General features: G+C 71.5%; 15 protein-coding genes. 10 read left to right on the forward strand and 5 right to left on the reverse strand.

Translation table 11 applies throughout. From position 1 onward, the window contains the following. Positions 1–29: 29 nt before the first annotated feature. From ACZ68L_RS03745 to ACZ68L_RS03755, 3 genes are read right to left on the reverse strand one after another with little or no spacing between them, the layout of a single operon-like run. Positions 30–494, reverse strand: coding sequence for a roadblock/LC7 domain-containing protein (locus tag ACZ68L_RS03745; RefSeq protein ID WP_469573905.1), 465 nt, complete (start codon positions 492–494; stop codon positions 30–32). A 38-nt stretch (positions 495–532) separates the two neighbouring features. Beyond that, positions 533–1,270: a transcriptional regulator gene (locus tag ACZ68L_RS03750; RefSeq protein ID WP_469574014.1), complete on the reverse strand. Its 738-nt coding sequence runs from the start codon at positions 1,268–1,270 to the stop codon at positions 533–535. A 38-nt stretch (positions 1,271–1,308) separates the two neighbouring features. Continuing rightward, complete coding sequence (locus tag ACZ68L_RS03755; protein WP_469573906.1) at positions 1,309–1,731, reverse strand: hypothetical protein; 423 nt, start codon at positions 1,729–1,731, stop codon at positions 1,309–1,311. Between the two features lie 280 nt (positions 1,732–2,011). On the opposite strand from ACZ68L_RS03755, the gene hutU reads away from it, so the two are divergent. The 4 genes from hutU (at position 2,012) to hutI (ending at position 7,885) form a co-directional block, all read left to right on the forward strand. Beyond that, positions 2,012–3,673: a urocanate hydratase gene (gene hutU / locus ACZ68L_RS03760; protein WP_469573907.1), complete on the forward strand. Its 1,662-nt coding sequence runs from the start codon at positions 2,012–2,014 to the stop codon at positions 3,671–3,673. 188 nt (positions 3,674–3,861) lie between these two features. Further along, complete coding sequence (locus tag ACZ68L_RS03765; protein ID WP_469574016.1) at positions 3,862–5,070, forward strand: allantoate amidohydrolase; 1,209 nt, start codon at positions 3,862–3,864, stop codon at positions 5,068–5,070. Continuing rightward, on the forward strand, positions 5,061–6,446 hold the full coding sequence (locus ACZ68L_RS03770; protein WP_469573908.1) for a formimidoylglutamate deiminase: 1,386 nt from the start codon (positions 5,061–5,063) through the stop codon (positions 6,444–6,446). The genes ACZ68L_RS03765 and ACZ68L_RS03770 overlap by 10 nt, the downstream gene beginning before the upstream one ends. Positions 6,447–6,712: 266 nt before the next feature. Then, the gene (hutI, locus tag ACZ68L_RS03775; RefSeq protein WP_469573909.1) at positions 6,713–7,885 is read left to right on the forward strand and encodes an imidazolonepropionase; all 1,173 of its coding nucleotides are present in this window, start codon (positions 6,713–6,715) and stop codon (positions 7,883–7,885) included. 247 nt (positions 7,886–8,132) lie between these two features. On the opposite strand, the gene ACZ68L_RS03780 is transcribed toward hutI, so the two are convergent. Next, complete coding sequence (locus ACZ68L_RS03780; protein WP_469574018.1) at positions 8,133–9,113, reverse strand: RNA polymerase sigma factor SigF; 981 nt, start codon at positions 9,111–9,113, stop codon at positions 8,133–8,135. 283 nt (positions 9,114–9,396) lie between these two features. Here ACZ68L_RS03780 and ACZ68L_RS03785 point away from each other — a divergent pair, with 283 nt between their 5' ends. The 6 genes from ACZ68L_RS03785 to ACZ68L_RS03810 all read left to right on the forward strand — a co-directional run bounded on the left by ACZ68L_RS03785 (position 9,397) and on the right by ACZ68L_RS03810 (position 15,048). Continuing rightward, on the forward strand, positions 9,397–9,765 hold the full coding sequence (locus tag ACZ68L_RS03785) for an STAS domain-containing protein (RefSeq protein ID WP_469573910.1): 369 nt from the start codon (positions 9,397–9,399) through the stop codon (positions 9,763–9,765). Between the two features lie 192 nt (positions 9,766–9,957). Then, positions 9,958–10,479: an ATP-binding protein gene (locus tag ACZ68L_RS03790; RefSeq protein ID WP_351080965.1), complete on the forward strand. Its 522-nt coding sequence runs from the start codon at positions 9,958–9,960 to the stop codon at positions 10,477–10,479. A 284-nt stretch (positions 10,480–10,763) separates the two neighbouring features. Next, positions 10,764–11,435: a peptidase gene (locus ACZ68L_RS03795; protein ID WP_469573911.1), complete on the forward strand. Its 672-nt coding sequence runs from the start codon at positions 10,764–10,766 to the stop codon at positions 11,433–11,435. A 90-nt stretch (positions 11,436–11,525) separates the two neighbouring features. After that, positions 11,526–12,530 carry a COG1470 family protein gene (locus ACZ68L_RS03800; protein ID WP_469573913.1) on the forward strand — a complete coding sequence of 335 codons (1,005 nt, stop codon included), beginning with the start codon at positions 11,526–11,528 and terminating at the stop codon, positions 12,528–12,530. After that, a complete protein-coding gene (locus ACZ68L_RS03805; protein WP_469573914.1) occupies positions 12,527–13,648 on the forward strand; it encodes a hypothetical protein in 1,122 nt (373 codons plus the stop codon). Before ACZ68L_RS03800 ends, ACZ68L_RS03805 begins: the two co-directional genes overlap by 4 nt. A 38-nt stretch (positions 13,649–13,686) precedes the next feature. Continuing rightward, positions 13,687–15,048, forward strand: coding sequence for a hypothetical protein (locus ACZ68L_RS03810; RefSeq protein WP_469574020.1), 1,362 nt, complete (start codon positions 13,687–13,689; stop codon positions 15,046–15,048). Between the two features lie 127 nt (positions 15,049–15,175). Here ACZ68L_RS03810 and ACZ68L_RS03815 read toward each other — a convergent pair whose 3' ends face one another. After that, positions 15,176–16,666 (reverse strand): peptide MFS transporter, encoded by a 1,491-nt coding sequence (locus tag ACZ68L_RS03815; protein WP_469573915.1) that lies wholly within the window; start codon positions 16,664–16,666, stop codon positions 15,176–15,178. Positions 16,667–16,707 lie beyond the last annotated feature (41 nt).

Genomic DNA, 16,707 nt, shown 5'->3' on the forward strand with positions numbered 1-16,707 from the left:
TCCGTGGGTTGTCTCCGGGGTACGGGGTGTCAGGTGCGGTGGGGCAGCGGCCCGGGACGCGGGTCGCGCTGCTCGGGGGCGTGGGCCGGGAGCACCGGTTGTTCGGCGCGCCGCAGCGCGGGGTCGATCAGTTCGCCGATCCGGGCGCCTGCCCGGCGGCCCTCCAGATGGAGCCTGCCGACGTTGATCCGGTCCTCGGCCAGCAGCGTGAGGACGGCCGAGGAGCCCGCGGCGTAGGTCGCGATGTAGCCGGTCTCGCCGCGTACGAGAAGTTCCCGGAAGCCGCCCCGGCCGGTCGCCTCCGCCATCCGGATCGCGACCCCGAGCGCGGCGGCGGTCAGGGCGGCGACGCCCTCCGCCTCCACGCCCGGGGTGTCGTGGGCCAGGACGAGGCCGTCGACACCGGCCGCCAGGGCGCCGGAGAGGAGAGGGACCCGGGCCCGTAACCGCTGGAGCTCGGCCAGGACGTCCCGGACTTCGGTTTCGGGCACCATCAGCTGTCTCCTCCCGGCACGCTGTCTGAGCGCGCGTATCACAGGGCCTCCAATGCGTCTCGGAGCCGGCGCAGCAGGGCGACGTCGGGGTCGGCCGTGACCTCGGGAAGCGGGATCCGGCCGGAATCGGCCGCGGCCGACGGCTTCCGTACCGCCTCGACCAGTCCGGCCGCGGCCAGGCGCCGCAGACCGACCAGGACGTGGAACGCCGGCCTGCCCAGCTCCTGGGCGATGTCCGACGCGGTACGCGCCCCGTCCACGAGATCGAGCACGCGGCGCCGGCCCGGCGGAACGGGTGCGTCGACGGAACGGTCCGTCCGTACCAGCGGTCCGCTGTCGGTCATCGCGTCGGGCCAGATCCGCTCCAGCAGCTCGCGGCGCCGGAAGGTCTCGCGCTGCACGGCGTCGACGGGGACGGGGCGGACGGTGCCGATCCAGTGCGAGACCCCGTGGCGGAAGCGTGCCGGGGTCCGGGTGGGCGCCAGCGCGAAGAACGCGGCGTCGTACAGCGCGCCCAGATGACACAGCTCCAGCGTCCCGGCCGGCACCCTCCCGCTGTCCACCAGATGGCGGCCGACCCGTTGTCCGGCGCCCGCCCTGGTGACCGCCTCCCACCAGCCGTCGCGATGCAGGGCGCCGCCTGTAGTGAGCAGGATGTCGATGCCGGGGGTCGCCGGGCTCTCGGCGTGCACCACCTGGCCCTCGGCGAGGTAGAGCGTGCCGTGGTCGCGGATCAGGGCGCCGGTGGCGCGCTCGGCGGCGAGGCGCCGCAGCATGGGGGAGAGGGCCGTGACCCCGGCGGGGGTGGCCGTCCTCACGCCAGGACCAGCCGCTCGGCCATCTCGCCCAGCCGGATCCGGGCGAGAGCCAGATTGCCCTCCGCGCGATCGAGCCAGAGATGGACGAAGACGCTGCTGTCGAAGGCGGTCTCGACGAAACGGAGGATGTGGTACCCGGTGCGGGTGGTGACGATGACGTCCTCGACAGGGGGTGGCGATCCGCCAACCGCCTCTTCCGGCGACGCGGTCGACGGTCCGGTCGCCTCCAGGGCGAAGGCGGGCTGCTCGGCCGCCATCCTCGCGACCTCGGCCGTCTCCGCGGCGGTGGCCTCGTGGTCGCCGTTGGGCGATTCGCCGATGGTGCCGAGGGCGAGACCGCTCGTCCAGTCGACCACCGCGGCGCCGCGGGCGCCGGGCAGCCTCATGACTTCGAGCAGGCACTCGTCGATTCCGGGCACGCGCACTCCCCTCCCGACGTGGCGTACGGCTGTGACCCAGAGGCTACGCAACGTGCTTGCCCCAGGCGGGAGTTCTGGCATTTTCCATAGGTACATGCGTAACGGATCTTCGGGCGTATGTACGAGAGATCTCCGGAGGGCGCGGGGGGTATGCCGGAACGTCCCAGTCCACAGCGGGTGGGTGTCGTCGCCCCATGGTGTCGGCGCGAGACTGTTGACTATGAGTATTCAGGTCATCAGGATGTGAATAGAAGATTTACAGACGCGAGGAGGCATCGCCATGTCAGGACCCCGCCCCGTACGGGCACCGCGCGGTACGGAACTGAGCGCCCTGGGATGGCAGCAGGAGGCCGCTCTGCGCATGCTGCAGAACAACCTCGACCCCGAGGTCGCCGAGCACCCCGACAAGCTCGTCGTCTACGGCGGCACCGGCAAGGCGGCCCGCGACTGGCGCTCGTTCGACGCGATGGTGCGCACACTGCGGACGCTCAAGCAGGACGAGACGATGCTCGTCCAGTCCGGGCGTCCGGTCGGCGTCATGCAGACCCACGAGTGGGCGCCGCGGGTCCTGATCGCCAACTCCAACCTGGTGGGCGACTGGGCGAACTGGGAGGAGTTCCGCCGCCTGGAGGCGCTCGGGCTCACCATGTACGGCCAGATGACCGCCGGATCGTGGATCTACATCGGCACGCAGGGCATCCTGCAGGGCACGTACGAGACGTTCGCCGCCGTCGCGGCCAAGAAGTTCAACGGGACGCTGGCCGGAACGATCACCCTGACCGCCGGACTCGGCGGCATGGGGGGCGCCCAGCCGCTCGCCGTGACCATGAACGACGGCGTCGCGATCTGTATCGACTGCGATCCGCGTGCCATCGAGCGCCGGATCGAGCACCGCTACCTGGACGTGCGAGCCGACTCCCTGGAGCACGCGCTCCAGCTGGCCACCGAGGCCCGCGACGCCCGTAAGCCGCTGTCCATCGGTCTGCTGGGCAACGCGGCGGAGCTGTTGCCGCGGATGCTCGCCGAGGGCGCGCCGATCGACATCGTCACCGACCAGACCAGCGCACACGACCCGCTCTCCTACCTCCCGCTCGGTGTCGACTTCGACGACATGGCCTCGTACGCCGCCGAGAAGCCCGCCGACTTCACGCAGCGCGCACGGGAGTCGATGGCCAGGCACGTCGAGGCGATGGTCGGCTTCATGGACGCCGGGGCCGAGGTCTTCGACTACGGCAACTCGATCCGCGGCGAGGCCCGGCTCGCCGGATACGACCGGGCGTTCGACTTCCCCGGATTCGTGCCCGCCTACATCAGGCCGCTCTTCTGCGAGGGCAAGGGACCGTTCCGCTGGGCCGCGCTGTCCGGCGAGGCCTCGGACATCCACAAGACCGACAAGGCGATGCTCGAACTCTTTCCGGAGAACGAGTCGCTGCACCGCTGGATCAAGATGGCCGGTGAACGCGTCCACTTCCAGGGACTGCCCGCCCGGATCTGCTGGCTCGGTTACGGCGAGCGCGACCGGGCCGGTGAGCGGTTCAACGACATGGTGGCGAGCGGTGAACTGGCCGCTCCGCTGGCCATCGGGCGCGACCACCTGGACTGCGGCTCCGTGGCCTCCCCGTACCGGGAGACCGAGGCCATGCTCGACGGGTCCGACGCGATCGCCGACTGGCCGCTGCTGAACGCCATGGTCAACGTGGCGTCGGGGGCATCCTGGGTCTCCATCCACCACGGCGGCGGCGTCGGGATGGGGCGTTCCATCCACGCCGGGCAGGTGACCGTCGCCGACGGTACGAAGCTGGCGGGCGAGAAGATCCGCCGCGTGCTCACCAACGACCCGGGCATGGGCGTCATCCGGCACGTGGACGCCGGGTACGACATCGCGGAGTCGGTCGCCGCGGACAAGGGCGTGCGCGTACCGATGACGGAGGACGAACGATGAGCGAGCCGTCCGGGGCCGGAGCCGGGGGCGGAAGCCGCGGCGGCGCCCCGTCCGGGGCCGGAATCCGGGCGTCCGGGGCCGGAGCCGGGGCTGCGGCCAGGGGGGGCATCCAGCAGTCCGTGGCCACAGCCGGGGTCGTGGCAGGCGCCGGAATCAGCCCGTCCGGGGCCGGAGCGTCGTTCCAGGCCATGTGGCGGGAGCTGGCACCCCTCGGCCGGCATCCGGACAGTGGCGGCTACCGCCGTTACGCCTGGACCGGGGCCGACGCCGACTGCCGCGCCTGGTTCCGCGCCCAGGCCGAGGCGCGCGGACTCACCCACGAGGTCGACCGGAACGGCAATCAGTGGGCCTGGCTCGGTGACCCCCTGGCCGGGGACGCCGTCGTCACCGGATCGCACCTCGACTCCGTACCGGACGGCGGCGCCTTCGACGGGCCGCTCGGTGTGGTCTCCTCCTTCGCCGCGCTCGACGAACTCCGCCGCAGGGGAGCGGAGTTCACCCGGCCGCTGGCCATCAGCAACTTCGGTGACGAGGAGGGGGCCCGCTTCGGGCTGGCCTGTGTGGGCTCCCGGCTCGCCGCGGGACAACTGACCGTCGAGGCGGCCCGCCGGCTCCGCGACGGCGACGGCGTCACGCTGCCGCAGGCCATGGAGGCGGCCGGATACGACGCCGACGCCATCGGCCCCGACCCCGAACGGCTCGCCCGCATCGGCGCGTTCGTCGAGCTGCATGTCGAGCAGGGGCGCGCCCTCGACCTCACCGGCGACCCGGTCGGCATCGCCTCCGCGATCTGGCCGCACGGGCGCTGGAGGTTCGACTTCCGGGGCGAGGCCAACCACGCGGGCACCACCCGGCTGACGGACCGCCGCGACCCGATGCTCACGTACGCCGAGACGGTGCTGGCGGCGCGCCGCGAGGCGGAGCTCGCCGGAGCCCTCGCCACCTTCGGCAAGGTCGTCGTCGAGCCGAACGGTGTCAACGCCATCCCCTCCCTCGTCCGTGGCTGGCTCGATTCCCGCGCCGCCGACCAGGACCGCCTCGACGTCGTGGTCGGCGGCATCGAGCGGGCCGCCCGGGAACACGCCGAACGGGCCGGGATCGACCTCGACGTCGTACGGGAGTCCTTCACGCCCGTCGTGGAGTTCGAGCACGCTCTGCGCGACGAACTCGGCAAGATCCTCGGGGGCCGGGGCGAGGCCGACCGGGCCGTGCCCGTCCTCGGCACCGGAGCCGGACACGACGCGGGTATTTTGTCCGCTTCGGTCCCGACCGCCATGCTGTTCGTACGGAACCCCACCGGGATCTCGCACTCGCCGGCCGAGCACGCCGCCGAGGACGACTGCGTGGCCGGGGTGATCGCACTCGCCGATGTACTGGAAGGTCTCGCGTGCAGCTGACAACGGAGCCGACGGGCAGGCCCGTCACCGTGACGTACTGGTTGTCCCACGCCTGGCTCGGCACCCATGTCGAGCCGGACGTCGCCCTGGACGTGTCCGGCGGGATCGTCGCGGGCGTCCGCACCGGCGTCGCCACTCCGCCGCCGGGCGCCACCGTGCTGCGCGGACTCACCCTCCCCGGACTCGCCAACACCCACTCGCACGCCTTCCACCGTGCCCTGCGCTCCACCGTCCAGGTCGGCTCCGGCACCTTCTGGACCTGGCGCGAGACCATGTACCAGATCGCCGCCCGGCTCACCCCCGATTCCTATTACGACCTCGCCCGTGCCGTGTACGCCGAGATGGCCCTGGCCGGCATCACCGCGGTCGGCGAATTCCACTATCTGCACCACGCGCCGGGCGGCACCCCGTACAACAACCCGAACGCCATGGGCGAGGCGCTGATCGCGGCCGCGGGCGAGGCCGGTATCCGGATCACGCTGCTGGACACCGCCTACCTCTCCGCCGGATTCGGCCGACGCCCCACCCAGTACCAGCAGCCCGACCAGCACCAGCTGCGCTTCTCCGACACTACCGCCGACGCCTGGGCGGAACGCGCTTCCCTTCTCAAGGGCGGCGACCACGCCCTGATCGGCGCGGCCGTCCACTCCGTGCGCGCCGTCCCGGCCGCGCAGCTCGCCACCGTGGCCGCGTGGGCCGAGGAACGGCAGGCCCCGCTCCACGTCCACCTCTCCGAACAGACCGCGGAGAACGACGCCTGCCTCGTCGCCCACGGCTGCACCCCCACCCGGCTGCTCGCCGACCACGGCGTCCTCGGCCCGCGCACCACCGGCATCCACAACACCCATCTGACCGGCGAGGACATCGCGCTCCTCGGCGCCTCGGCGACGGGCACCTGCATGTGCCCCACCACGGAACGCGACCTCGCCGACGGAATCGGTCCCGCCGTAGCCCTCCAGCGCGCCGGCTCGCCGCTCTCCCTCGGCAGCGACAGCCACGCCGTGATCGACCTCTTCGAGGAGGCTCGGGCGATGGAGCTCGACGAACGCCTGCGCACCCGGGCGCGCGGTCACTGGACGGCGGCCGCCCTGCTGCGCGCCGCGACCGTCGACGGTCATGCCGCGCTCGGCCGGCCCGAGGCGGGCATCCTCGAACCGGGGGCCCCCGCCGATCTGACGACCGTCGCCCTGGACTCGGTCAGAACAGCGGGGCCGGTGCCGCGGCTGGCAGCCGAGACAGCCGTATTCGCCGCCTCCGCAGCCGATGTGCGGCACACGGTCGTGGCAGGTCGGCACATCGTCCGCGACGGGCTGCACACGCTGGTCGAGGACGTCCCCGCGGCGCTCGCTTCGGCGATCGCCGCACTCCACCGCTGAACAAGCCGGCCAGGGGACCGGCAGTTGCCGGTCTCCGGGCCCGCGGATCGCCGCCTCCGACACCTCCGACACCTCCGACACCGAAGCCCCCGATTCCGAGGCTCCCGGCCCGCGGATCGCCGCCCCCGAGCCCGGCCGCTCCGAGCCCCCCGGCTCCGGGGGCCCCGGCCCCGAGACCGCGACCAGGGGTGGCGTCCCGCCCCGCTCCCCGCAGGCCCCGCCACAGGCCACCCCGCAAGCCGATACCCAAGGAGAGCAGTCTCCCCATGACGACGACCGCCATCACCCACATCGCCAGTCTGGTCACCAACGACCCCTCCCTCCGCGCGGATTCCCCCCTGGGTCTGATCCAGGACGCGGCCGTCGTCATCGAGGGCGACCGGGTCGTCTGGACCGGTGAGTCAAGCGAAGCACCCGCCACTGACAACGCCGTCGACGCGGGCGGCCGGGCGGCGATCCCCGGCTTCGTGGACTCCCACTCCCACCTCGTGTTCGCGGGCGACCGCACCGAGGAGTTCAACGCCCGGATGTCCGGCCGCGCCTACAGCGCGGGCGGCATCAGGACCACGGTCGCCGCCACCCGCGCCGCCACCGACGAAGAACTCTCCGCCAATGTCGCCCGCTACCTCGCCGAGGCGCTGCGCCAGGGCACCACCACCATCGAGACCAAGTCGGGCTACGGCCTCACCGTCGAGGACGAGGCCCGCGCCCTGCGCATCGCCGCCCGGCACACCGAAGAGGTCACCTACCTCGGCGCCCACATCGTCTCCCCGGACTACGCCGACGACCCGGCCGGCTACGTCGACCTGGTCACCGGACCGATGCTCGACGCCTGTGCCCCGTACGCCCGTTGGGTCGACGTCTTCTGCGAGAAGGGGGCCTTCGACGGGGACCAGGCCCGCGCCGTCCTCACCGCCGGCCGCGCCAAGGGCCTGCACCCCCGCGTCCACGCCAACCAGCTCGGCCACGGGCCGGGTGTCCAGCTCGCCGTCGAGCTCGACGCCGCGTCCGCCGATCACTGCACCCATCTCACCGACGCGGACATCGACGCCCTGGCCCACGGCAACACCGTCGCCACCCTGCTCCCCGGCGCCGAGTTCTCCACCCGCGCCACCTGGCCGGACGCCCGCCGCATCCTCGACGCGGGCGCCACCGTCGCGCTCTCCACCGACTGCAACCCGGGCTCGTCGTTCACGTCCTCCATGCCCTTCTGCATCGCCCTCGCCGTACGGGACATGGGCATGACCCCGGACGAGGCCCTCTGGTCCGCCACCGCGGGCGGCGCGGCGGCCCTGCGCCGTACGGACATCGGTCGCATCGCCCCCGGCGCCCGCGCCGACCTGGTACTCCTCGACGCACCCAGCCATGTCCACCTCGCCTACCGGCCGGGCGTCCCCCTGGTCCACGCGGTCTGGCAGCACGGCGAACGCGTCGTCTGAGTCCTCGCCGCTGCGGCCGGGAGTCCGTGGATCCGGCACCGGTGCGGCCGGGAGTCCGTGGATCCGGCGCCCGTGCGGCCGGGAATCCGTGCGGCCGGGAATCCGCGCATCCGGAACCCGCGCATCCGGCGTCCGTGACGCGACGTCACACATGCGGAAGGACCCGCCCGTTGCCGGTGCGGGTCCTTCCGCAAGGGGGCTCGCGGTATGCCGCACGCGGGTGTTCCGCGGGCACGCGAGCTGCCCGTCACTCCTCCAGCGTCAGCCCCTTGCGGAGCTTGACCAGCGTGCGGGAGAGCAGCCGCGACACATGCATCTGGGAGATGCCCAGCTCCTCACCGATCTCCGACTGCGTCATGTTGGCGACGAACCGGAGCGAGAGGATCGTGCGGTCACGGCGTGGCAGCGAGGCGATCAGCGGCTTCAGGGACTCGACGTACTCGATGCCTTCGAGCCCGTGGTCCTCGTAGCCGATGCGGTCCGCCAGCGCGCCTTCGTGGTCGTCCTCCTCGGGCTTGGCGTCCAGCGAGCTCGCGGTGTACGCGTTGCTCGCGGCCATACCCTCGACGGCCTCGTCGTTGGTGATGCCGAGGCGGTCGGCGAGCTCGCCCACGGTGGGTGAACGATCCAGCTGCTGGGCGAGCTCGTCGCCCGCCTTGGCCAGGTCGAGCCGCAGCTCCTGCAGCCGGCGCGGGACGCGCACGGACCAACTGGTGTCGCGGAAGAAGCGCTTGATCTCACCCACGATGGTCGGCATCGCGAACGTCGGGAACTCCACGCCCCGACTGAGCTCGAAGCGGTCGATCGCCTTGATCAGGCCGATGGTGCCGACCTGGACGATGTCCTCCATCGGTTCGCTGCGGGAGCGGAACCGGGAGGCGGCGAACTTGACCAGGGCCAGGTTCAGTTCGACGAGCGTATTGCGGACGTACGCGTACTCGTGGGTGCCCTCTTCGAGCGATTCGAGCCGTTCGAAGAGCGTCTTCGACAGGGCCCTGGCGTCCAGCGGCCCCACCTCGTCGTAGGGCGGGATCTCGGGAAGCCCTTCGAGACCGTCGGTGACGCCGTGGTCGTCGAGGTCGGCGGCGGTGTCCGCGCCGATGGTGCTGATGTCGCTGTTGCGCGTGCCGTCTCCGGCGTTCGCGGCAGGGGAGTCCGAGGGGGTCGGTCCCTGAGGACATGCTGACGTCGCGCCGTGCGTGCGCGGTGCGTCGAGCCGGGGTGACATGGTCTCCTCCATCGTTCTCGGCATATGGCTGCCGATGCCCATACGTGTTCCTGCGGTGAAGCGGCGCCTCCGAAGCCGGCCGTGTTTTGGGTGTCCCCCTACCCTTACCCGGTTCGGACAGACAGTTACAAGCTCCAATTGGGGCCATATGTCCGGTTTGTTGAGGTCTTCGGGTACCGCGTGGCGTACGGAACGCGTACTGTTTCAGTGACGTCAGTGATGGCTACAACGAATCTGCATACGCAGAGACGCAGGCAGTGACGAACGGCGAAGAGGGACGGGCATGGACCGCGGGACGGTCGGCAGTGCGAACCGGGGTCGGCTTCAGGTCGAGGCCCGCACCGAGGGGCGCAGCGAGGTCGTGACGCCGGTGGGTGAGCTGGATCACCACACGGCGGATCTGCTGCGGGAGCCCCTGGAGAGCGCGGTCGAACAAGGGCGAGTACGCCTGGTGGTCGACTGCTCGCGACTCGAATTCTGTGATTCCACCGGGCTCAATGTGCTGCTCGGTGCCCGCCTCAAGGCGGAGGCGGCCGGGGGAGGGGTCCATTTGGCCGGAATGCTGCCGGTGGTGGCGCGGGTCTTCGAGATCACCGGGGCCGAGGCGGTCTTCACCGTCCACGACTCCCTCGAAGAGGCCCTGGACGCCTGATCGTGGCGCGTTCGGCGGCCCGGGTGCCTGCTGTGTTGCCCGCGTCACGCGGTCCACGTGAATGAAGTGGGTGTTGTCACGATTCCGCCGGGCAGAAGACACCCGGCGGGGCCCTCGGGTGACCCGCGCACTCTGTATCTGTACTTGTAACTGTTCGATGGTGACATGGTGAATCGGTGAGGTGAAGCGCTGATGAGCACCACCCGGCAGCATCCGCCGGGCGACCTCGGCCGCGAGCCGGAGGGCGCCGGAGCGGGCGCACGCGAGGACGCGGACGCCGGCGCGGCACCCCCCGAGCCGGCCGAGCGGCAGTGGCGCACGTTGTCGCTGCGGGGAATCGCCGGCATCGTGCCGACCGCCCGCGACTTCGCCCGCCAGGCCCTCCACGACTGGGGCTGGCTCCCCGCGTCGAGCGCCGACGGACGCGCCGCCGCCGAGGACGTCCTGCTGGTCGTCTCCGAGCTGGTCACCAACGCCTGTCTGCACGCGGACGGCCCCGAGGAACTGCGTATCGCCTGCACGGCGAAGGTGCTGCGGGTGGAGGTCGTCGACTCGGGCGCGGGCCAGCCCGCGCCGCGCACCCCGCACCGGGCCGGGCGGCCCGGCGGGCACGGCATGTTCATCGTGCAGCGGCTCTGCCTGGACTGGGGTGTCCTGCGGGTGGCGGACCGGGCCGGCAAGACCGTCTGGGCGGAGCTGGCCGCCCCCGCCTAGCGCTGGTGCCGGAAAGGTTTGCCGCGAGCCGGTGAACGTTTCCGTTCACGGCGCCAGGAGCCGTCCGGCCGTGATCCCCCGGACCGGTGCCGGTTCCCCGCCGGGCCCCGGGGGGCGTACGGCCCCGCATTTGCACCTTCGAAGAGCGCGCCGGATCGGCGCGCTCTTTGTCTTCCCTCCACAAGGCCCCAGGCGTACCTTGAGCGCCCGATCTGATGTGTCGTCAGTAACTTGCGTCGGTGAGAGACGGCGCGCGGCGACTTCCGGCATGAGGGGAACTCAAGGTGTCCTACCAGAAGCGAACAGCTCTCGCGCTGGCGTCCGCGCTGGCGGGCACGGTGGTGCTGATGGCCGCGCCCGCCGCCCACGCCACGGTCGTGGACGTCGACTACCAGTGCAAGACTCCGATCGGCGACAAGAGCGCCGTGTCTCCCATCGACATCAAGAGCGTCAAGAGCGGCGGTGGCTACAAGCTCACGATGTCCTTCCAGAAAGGCGTGTCGTCCAGCCCCGTCGAGCTGGGCAAGGGGGCGATGAGTCCCAGCGCGGTCATCAGGGTAGGGGGCGCCGACCCGGGCCAGGTCCAGGTCTCCGGGGCGTCGAACTCCGCGGCCATACCCGCCAACACCCCCATCAAGATCAGCGACCTGTCGGGTACGTACACGCCGAAGAAGAGCGGCAAGGTCGACTTCACCGCCGGTGTGCTCACCATCAAGGCGCTCGGTACGACCACGACCTGTACGCCCTCCAACAACCCGGGTCCGTCGCTCCAGCTCGATGTGACGGCCGCGGGCAACGCGCAGAACACCCCGGCGGACAACGGCGGGCAGCTGCCGAAGACCGGCCCGCTCGACTCTGCCGTGGCGCTCGGCACGCTCGGGGGCACAGTGCTGCTGACCGGCGCGGCCGGAGTGCTCTGGCTGACCAGGCGCGGGCAGGGGGCTGTGGGCCGATAGGACAGCGGGGCGTTTCCTCGGATCGGGACGGATCCGAGGAGGCCCCGGCCGCCCACGAGCCAGCCGCCGTCACGCACAAGGGAGCCGCCCATGCCGTCGCCGCCCGGTCACGCCGCCCGACTCGCCCTCACCGCAGTGCTGTTCGCCTTCGCCATGACGCCGGTGGCCGGTGCCGCGGCCCGGACGCCGACGTCCGGGGGCGCCGCCGCGTGGACGGCCCGGCCCGCGGTGAGCGGTTCCGGGGCGGGCGAGGGCAGACCGTACTTCTATCTGGAGGGCCCGCCCGGCGCCGTACTCCAGGACCGCCTCTCCGTCACCAACCCCGGTACGGCACCGCTCACCGTGCGGCTGGGCGGTGCCGACGCGTACAACGCCGAGGACGGTGGTGTCGCGGTACGCGGCGGCAAGGGCTCCACCGGGACCGGTGCCTGGCTGCGGACCGCCGCCGCCGAGGTGACCGTGCCGGCCCGTACCCGCGCCGATGTGCCGTTCTCGGTCACGGTGCCGACGGGCGCGACGCCGGGCGACCACCCCGGCGCGATCGTCGTACGCGGCGGCGACCGCTCGGTGGGCGTACGGATCCAACTGCGGGTGGGCGGGCCGACGCTGGCCGCGCTCACCGTCGAGGATGTCAGCGTGTCCGGGCGGACGATCCACTACACGCTGGTCAACCGCGGTAATACGGTTCTGGCCCCGCGGATCACCGTCGGCGCCGAAGGGGTGTTCGGGACGCTGCTGCGGCGCGGGGCCCGCACGCTGCCGGTGGAACTGCTGCCCGGACAGCGCGTCAGGCTCGCCGAACCCTGGCGGGACGCCCCGGCCCTGGACTCGGCGACCGTCCGGCTGCGCGTCACGGCGGCGGGCGGCGCGCACAGCGAGGCGACGGCCCGTGCGGTCTTCGTGCCCTGGCTGCCGGTGACCGGCGGCGCGCTGCTGATCCTGACCGCAGCCTTGGCGGGAGCGTACGCGTACCGGCTCCGGCGCTCGCGCGGACGGCCGTCCGACGGAGCCGACGACGGCCGTCCCGGACCGCCCTCGGACGGACAACAGCACTCGGAGAGCAGGCACTTGGTGAAGGCGGGAGCGGAATCGTGACTGGACAGGCCGGACCGGCACCACTGCGCGGCGGCGTGCACCGGTGGGCCGCCGCGCTGCTCGGCGTACTGCTGCCCGCCCTGCTGATGCTCTCCGCGGCCGGCGCCGACGCGGCGGGTACGAGGGCCGCGGACCCGAAGCCCGCGGTCACCCTCTCCAAGCAACAGGCGGGCAAGGGGGGTGACATCACCGTCAAGGGCAGCGGCTGGCGACCGAACACGCTGCTGATGATGCTGATCTGCGGGCGGTCCACGCCCGACCGCGGGGTGATCGACGGCACCAACTCCTGTGCCAACGCCGAGGGCCGGGCCGTCACCACCGGTGCCGCGGGCGCCTTCAGCAAGAAGATGCCGGTCGCCGAGCCGCCCGTGCCCTGCCCCTGTGTGCTCCATGTCGCGACCGTCACGGGAGAACAGGCCACCGCCGACGCCGTGTTCGTCGTCGCGGGCCACCCGGTGGCCGCGCTGCCGAAGGAGACCGGGGGCGGCAGGCTCGCGGTGCTGGCCACCACCCGGCTGGAGGGCGACAGCGGCATCCTCACCTGGTTCGGCGCCCCGCCCTCCCGGCAACTGGTCTTCACCGTGGGCAACCTGGGCTCCGCCCCCGTCAAGGATCCGGTCTTCCAGGTCGGCACCGCCCACGGTGTCTTCGCCCCGCAGTGGGAGGAGCGGCAGTGGCGCGGCACCATCGAGTCCGGCCGCAAGGCGCAGATCAAGCTGCCGGTCGAACTGACGGCGGGCGCTCACGGTGACTACCAGATCTCGCTGAAGTACGGCAGCAAGATCCTGGCCGAGCAGCCGTGGGGGGTCGGCCGCCCCTGGGGCGTCACGCTGTTCTGGATCCTGCTGTGCGTCGTCGTGCCGGCCGCCGTGTTCCGCATCGGCATGGCGATCGTCGACAAGGTACGTCCCCGCTCCGCGCGCACCCCGGCCCGTTCCGGACGCCGTCGCCCCCCGCAACTCACCGAGGTGACCGCCAGGCTCCCGAAGCTGCGCCGCCCACCGGGGCCCACCGAGGGCCCCGCTGCCGCGCCCACGACCACGACGGCCGCGCTGCCGTGGTTCACACCGGATTCCGCACCGTCAGAGAACAGACCGACAACGAAGGGACATTCGTGAGTACGCAACGCAGGACGGTCGCGGCAGGAGTCGCGATGATGCTCGGCGGCGCGGGCCTGCTGCTGGCCGCGGGCCCGGCCCAGGCCGCCGACATCTCGTACAGGACGGAGTGCATCCCTCCGGCCATCTCCGGGCTGCCGGCCGTGCAGGGCACCACCGTGGTGCAGTTGACCGCGCCCGCCGAGGCCAAGGTGGGGGACACCGTCGAGGTGGTGTGGAAGACGGTCGAGGCCGCTTCCAAGAACCCCGACGTGCTCGATCTCAACAAGGACACGATCAAGCCGACCGGCACGATCAAGGTGGGCGGGGCGACCACGGGCACCCTCCAGATGGAGGGGCCGCGTCAGAACCCGCCCATCCCGAAGAACAGCGCCATGGTGCTGCCCGACATGAAGGGCACACTGAAGCTGGAGAAGGCCGGTGAGATCACGCTCACACCGGACGCGTACAACATCAACGTCTCCAAGCCGATCTCCACCGACACCAAGTGCTCCCCGAAGGAGACCGTGCAGCCGGGCGCGACCATCAAGGTCACGGACGGCGGCGGATCCACGACGGCGGGGGGTACGTCCTCCGGCTCCACCTCCGGCTCCACGACGGCGGGCGGTACGACCTCGGGCTCGACCACGGCGGGCGGTACGACGTCCGGCTCCACCTCGGGCTCGACCGCGGCGGGCGGCACGTCGTCCGGCTCCACGACCGCGGGCGGCGCCACCTCGGGCTCCGGGGGCGGCAGCGGTCAGACCGACTTCCCCGGCAAGGAGGTCTCGGTCCACTTCACCTGCACGTCCCCCGGACCGCCCGACATCGCCTCCAAGGTGACGATCAACGCCAAGAAGAGCGGCGGGAGCTACGCGCTCACGGTCAAGACCGCCAAGGGCGTGATGGACAGCCCGGCCGCGTTGCCCGCCGGTGCGCTCAAGCCGTCCATGGACATCGTCGTCGGCGGCGCCGACAAGGGCTCGGTGAAGGTCACCGGGCCGGCCAACGCCGCGCCGCTGGAGCAGGGCAAGCCGGTCGACCTGTCCGACATGACCGGCAGCTACAAGCCGGGCGCGTCCGGGAAGTCCACGCTCAGCCCCGGCACCCTGACGATCGATGTCACCCTGGGCGGCTCGAAGATCAACATCCCCTGCAAGGTCAAGGGATCGGTGACCCCGTCACTGGAACTCGACACCACCGCCCAGCAGGGCGGCGCCTCCGGCTCCACCACGACGGGCTCCACCGGCTCGACCGGCTCCGCGGCAGGCGGCACGGCCTCCGGCGGCGGACTGGCCGCGACCGGGGCCGAGAACAACGGCACCCTGCGCGCACTCGGCCTGGTCGCGGGGACGGCGATCCTGCTGGGCGGCGCCGTGTTCACCTTCACCCCGTGGCGCAGGCTGCGCGGCACCAGGTGAACCCGCTCGCGTAACGCCAGAGCGAGCGAGGGCAGCACGAGGAACAGCACAAGGAACAGCACAAGGGCCGCCGCACCGGTCGACGGTGCGGCGGCCCACTTGTGTGCGACGGTGCGGGATCAGAGCGTCAGCGCACGTCGCCCATGAGCTCCACGACCTTCTTGCGGTACATCCAGATCGCGAGCGCCGCGACGATCGCGAGCGCCGCCTCCAGACCCACCATGCCGGTCTTGTCCAGATCGACGCCCGCCAGCGACAGCAGGCTGGTGGTGCAGTCGCCGGCGGTGACGGCGAGGAACCAGACACCCATCATCTGGCTGCCGTACTTCGCCGGAGCCATCTTCGTGGTGACCGACAGGCCGACCGGGGAGAGGCAGAGCTCACCGACGGTCTGCAGGAAGTAGATCGACACCAGCCACATCGGGCTGACCTTGTCGCCGTCCGTGGTCATGGTCAGCGGCAGCATGAAGACGAGGAAGGAGACGCCGACCAGGAAGAGACCCGAGCCGAACTTGACGACCGTGCTCGGTTCCTTGCCGCGCCGGTTCAGCGCCAGCCAGATCCAGGCGACGACCGGGGCCAGCGCCATGATGAAGACCGGGTTGACCGACTGGTACCAGGAGGTCGGGAAGCCCACACCGAACACGCTGTTCGTGGTGGAGGACTCACCGAAGAGCGACATCGTGGAGCCGCCCTGGTCGTAGATCATCCAGAACACGGCCGCGGCGACGAAGAACCAGATGTAGCCGGACATCTTGGACTGCTCGGTCTTCGAGAGATCCCGGTCCCGCTTGATCCGCACCAGCACGGCGACCGGAATGATCAGACCGGCGACGGTGATCGGGACGAGCGCCCAGTTGAGCGTGTACACATCGGTGGCGACCAGCACGCCGTAGAAGACGGCGGCGGCTATCAGCCACAGCAGACCCTTGCGCAGGGTCGTACGGCGCTCCTCGGCCGACAGCGGCTTCGGGACGACGCTGCTGCGGGCGCTGAGGTGGCGCGTACCGATGAGGAACTGGGCCAGGCCCAGTGCCATGCCGACTGCGGCGATGGCGAAGCCGAGGTGCCAGTTCACCTTCTCGCCGACCGTGCCGATGATCAGCGGGGCGGCGAAGGCACCGAGGTTGATGCCCATGTAGAAGACGGTGAAGCCGCCGTCGCGGCGCGCGTCCTCCGGACCGTTGTAGAGGTGGCCGACCATCGTCGAGATGTTGGCCTTCAGCAGACCGGAGCCGAGCGCGACCAGCGCCAGACCGGCGAAGAAGGTGCCCGAGCCGGGCAGGGCCAGCGTGAGGTGGCCCAGCATGATGATCGCGGCCGAGACGGTGACCGTCTTGCGCGGCCCCCAGACCCGGTCACCGAACCAGCCACCGGGCATGGCCAGCAGGTACACCATGGCCATGTAGATGGAGTAGATCGCGGTGGCCGTGGCCGCGTTCATGTGCAGGCCGGAACCGGAGACCAGATACAGCGGAAGCAGGGCCCGCATGCCGTAGAAGCTGAAACGCTCCCACATCTCGGTCATGAAGAGAGTGGCCAGGCCGCGGGGGTGGCCGAAGAAGGTCTTCTCGGATCCAGAAGTACTGGCCGGGTCCTTCGTCAGGCTGGACGCCATGGTCGATCCTTGGGTGCTCGGGACGCGACGCCTTGTGAGCG

The sequence above is a fragment of the Streptomyces sp. NPDC104309 genome (assembly GCF_055584025.1).

What these genes read in the sequence shown, in the direction of transcription:
- ACZ68L_RS03745 (WP_469573905.1), bottom strand. Translation starts at nt 494, where the DNA reads ATGGTGCCCGAAACCGAAGTCCGGGACGTCCTGGCCGAGCTCCAGCGG.
- ACZ68L_RS03750 (WP_469574014.1), bottom strand. Translation starts at nt 1,270, where the DNA reads ATGCTGCGGCGCCTCGCCGCCGAGCGCGCCACCGGCGCCCTGATCCGC.
- hutU (WP_469573907.1), top strand. Translation starts at nt 2,012, where the DNA reads ATGTCAGGACCCCGCCCCGTACGGGCACCGCGCGGTACGGAACTGAGC.
- ACZ68L_RS03765 (WP_469574016.1), top strand. Translation starts at nt 3,862, where the DNA reads ATGTGGCGGGAGCTGGCACCCCTCGGCCGGCATCCGGACAGTGGCGGC.
- hutI (WP_469573909.1), top strand. Translation starts at nt 6,713, where the DNA reads ATGACGACGACCGCCATCACCCACATCGCCAGTCTGGTCACCAACGAC.
- ACZ68L_RS03780 (WP_469574018.1), bottom strand. Translation starts at nt 9,113, where the DNA reads ATGTCACCCCGGCTCGACGCACCGCGCACGCACGGCGCGACGTCAGCA.
- ACZ68L_RS03785 (WP_469573910.1), top strand. Translation starts at nt 9,397, where the DNA reads ATGGACCGCGGGACGGTCGGCAGTGCGAACCGGGGTCGGCTTCAGGTC.
- ACZ68L_RS03790 (WP_351080965.1), top strand. Translation starts at nt 9,958, where the DNA reads ATGAGCACCACCCGGCAGCATCCGCCGGGCGACCTCGGCCGCGAGCCG.
- ACZ68L_RS03800 (WP_469573913.1), top strand. Translation starts at nt 11,526, where the DNA reads ATGCCGTCGCCGCCCGGTCACGCCGCCCGACTCGCCCTCACCGCAGTG.
- ACZ68L_RS03810 (WP_469574020.1), top strand. Translation starts at nt 13,687, where the DNA reads ATGCTCGGCGGCGCGGGCCTGCTGCTGGCCGCGGGCCCGGCCCAGGCC.
- ACZ68L_RS03815 (WP_469573915.1), bottom strand. Translation starts at nt 16,666, where the DNA reads ATGGCGTCCAGCCTGACGAAGGACCCGGCCAGTACTTCTGGATCCGAG.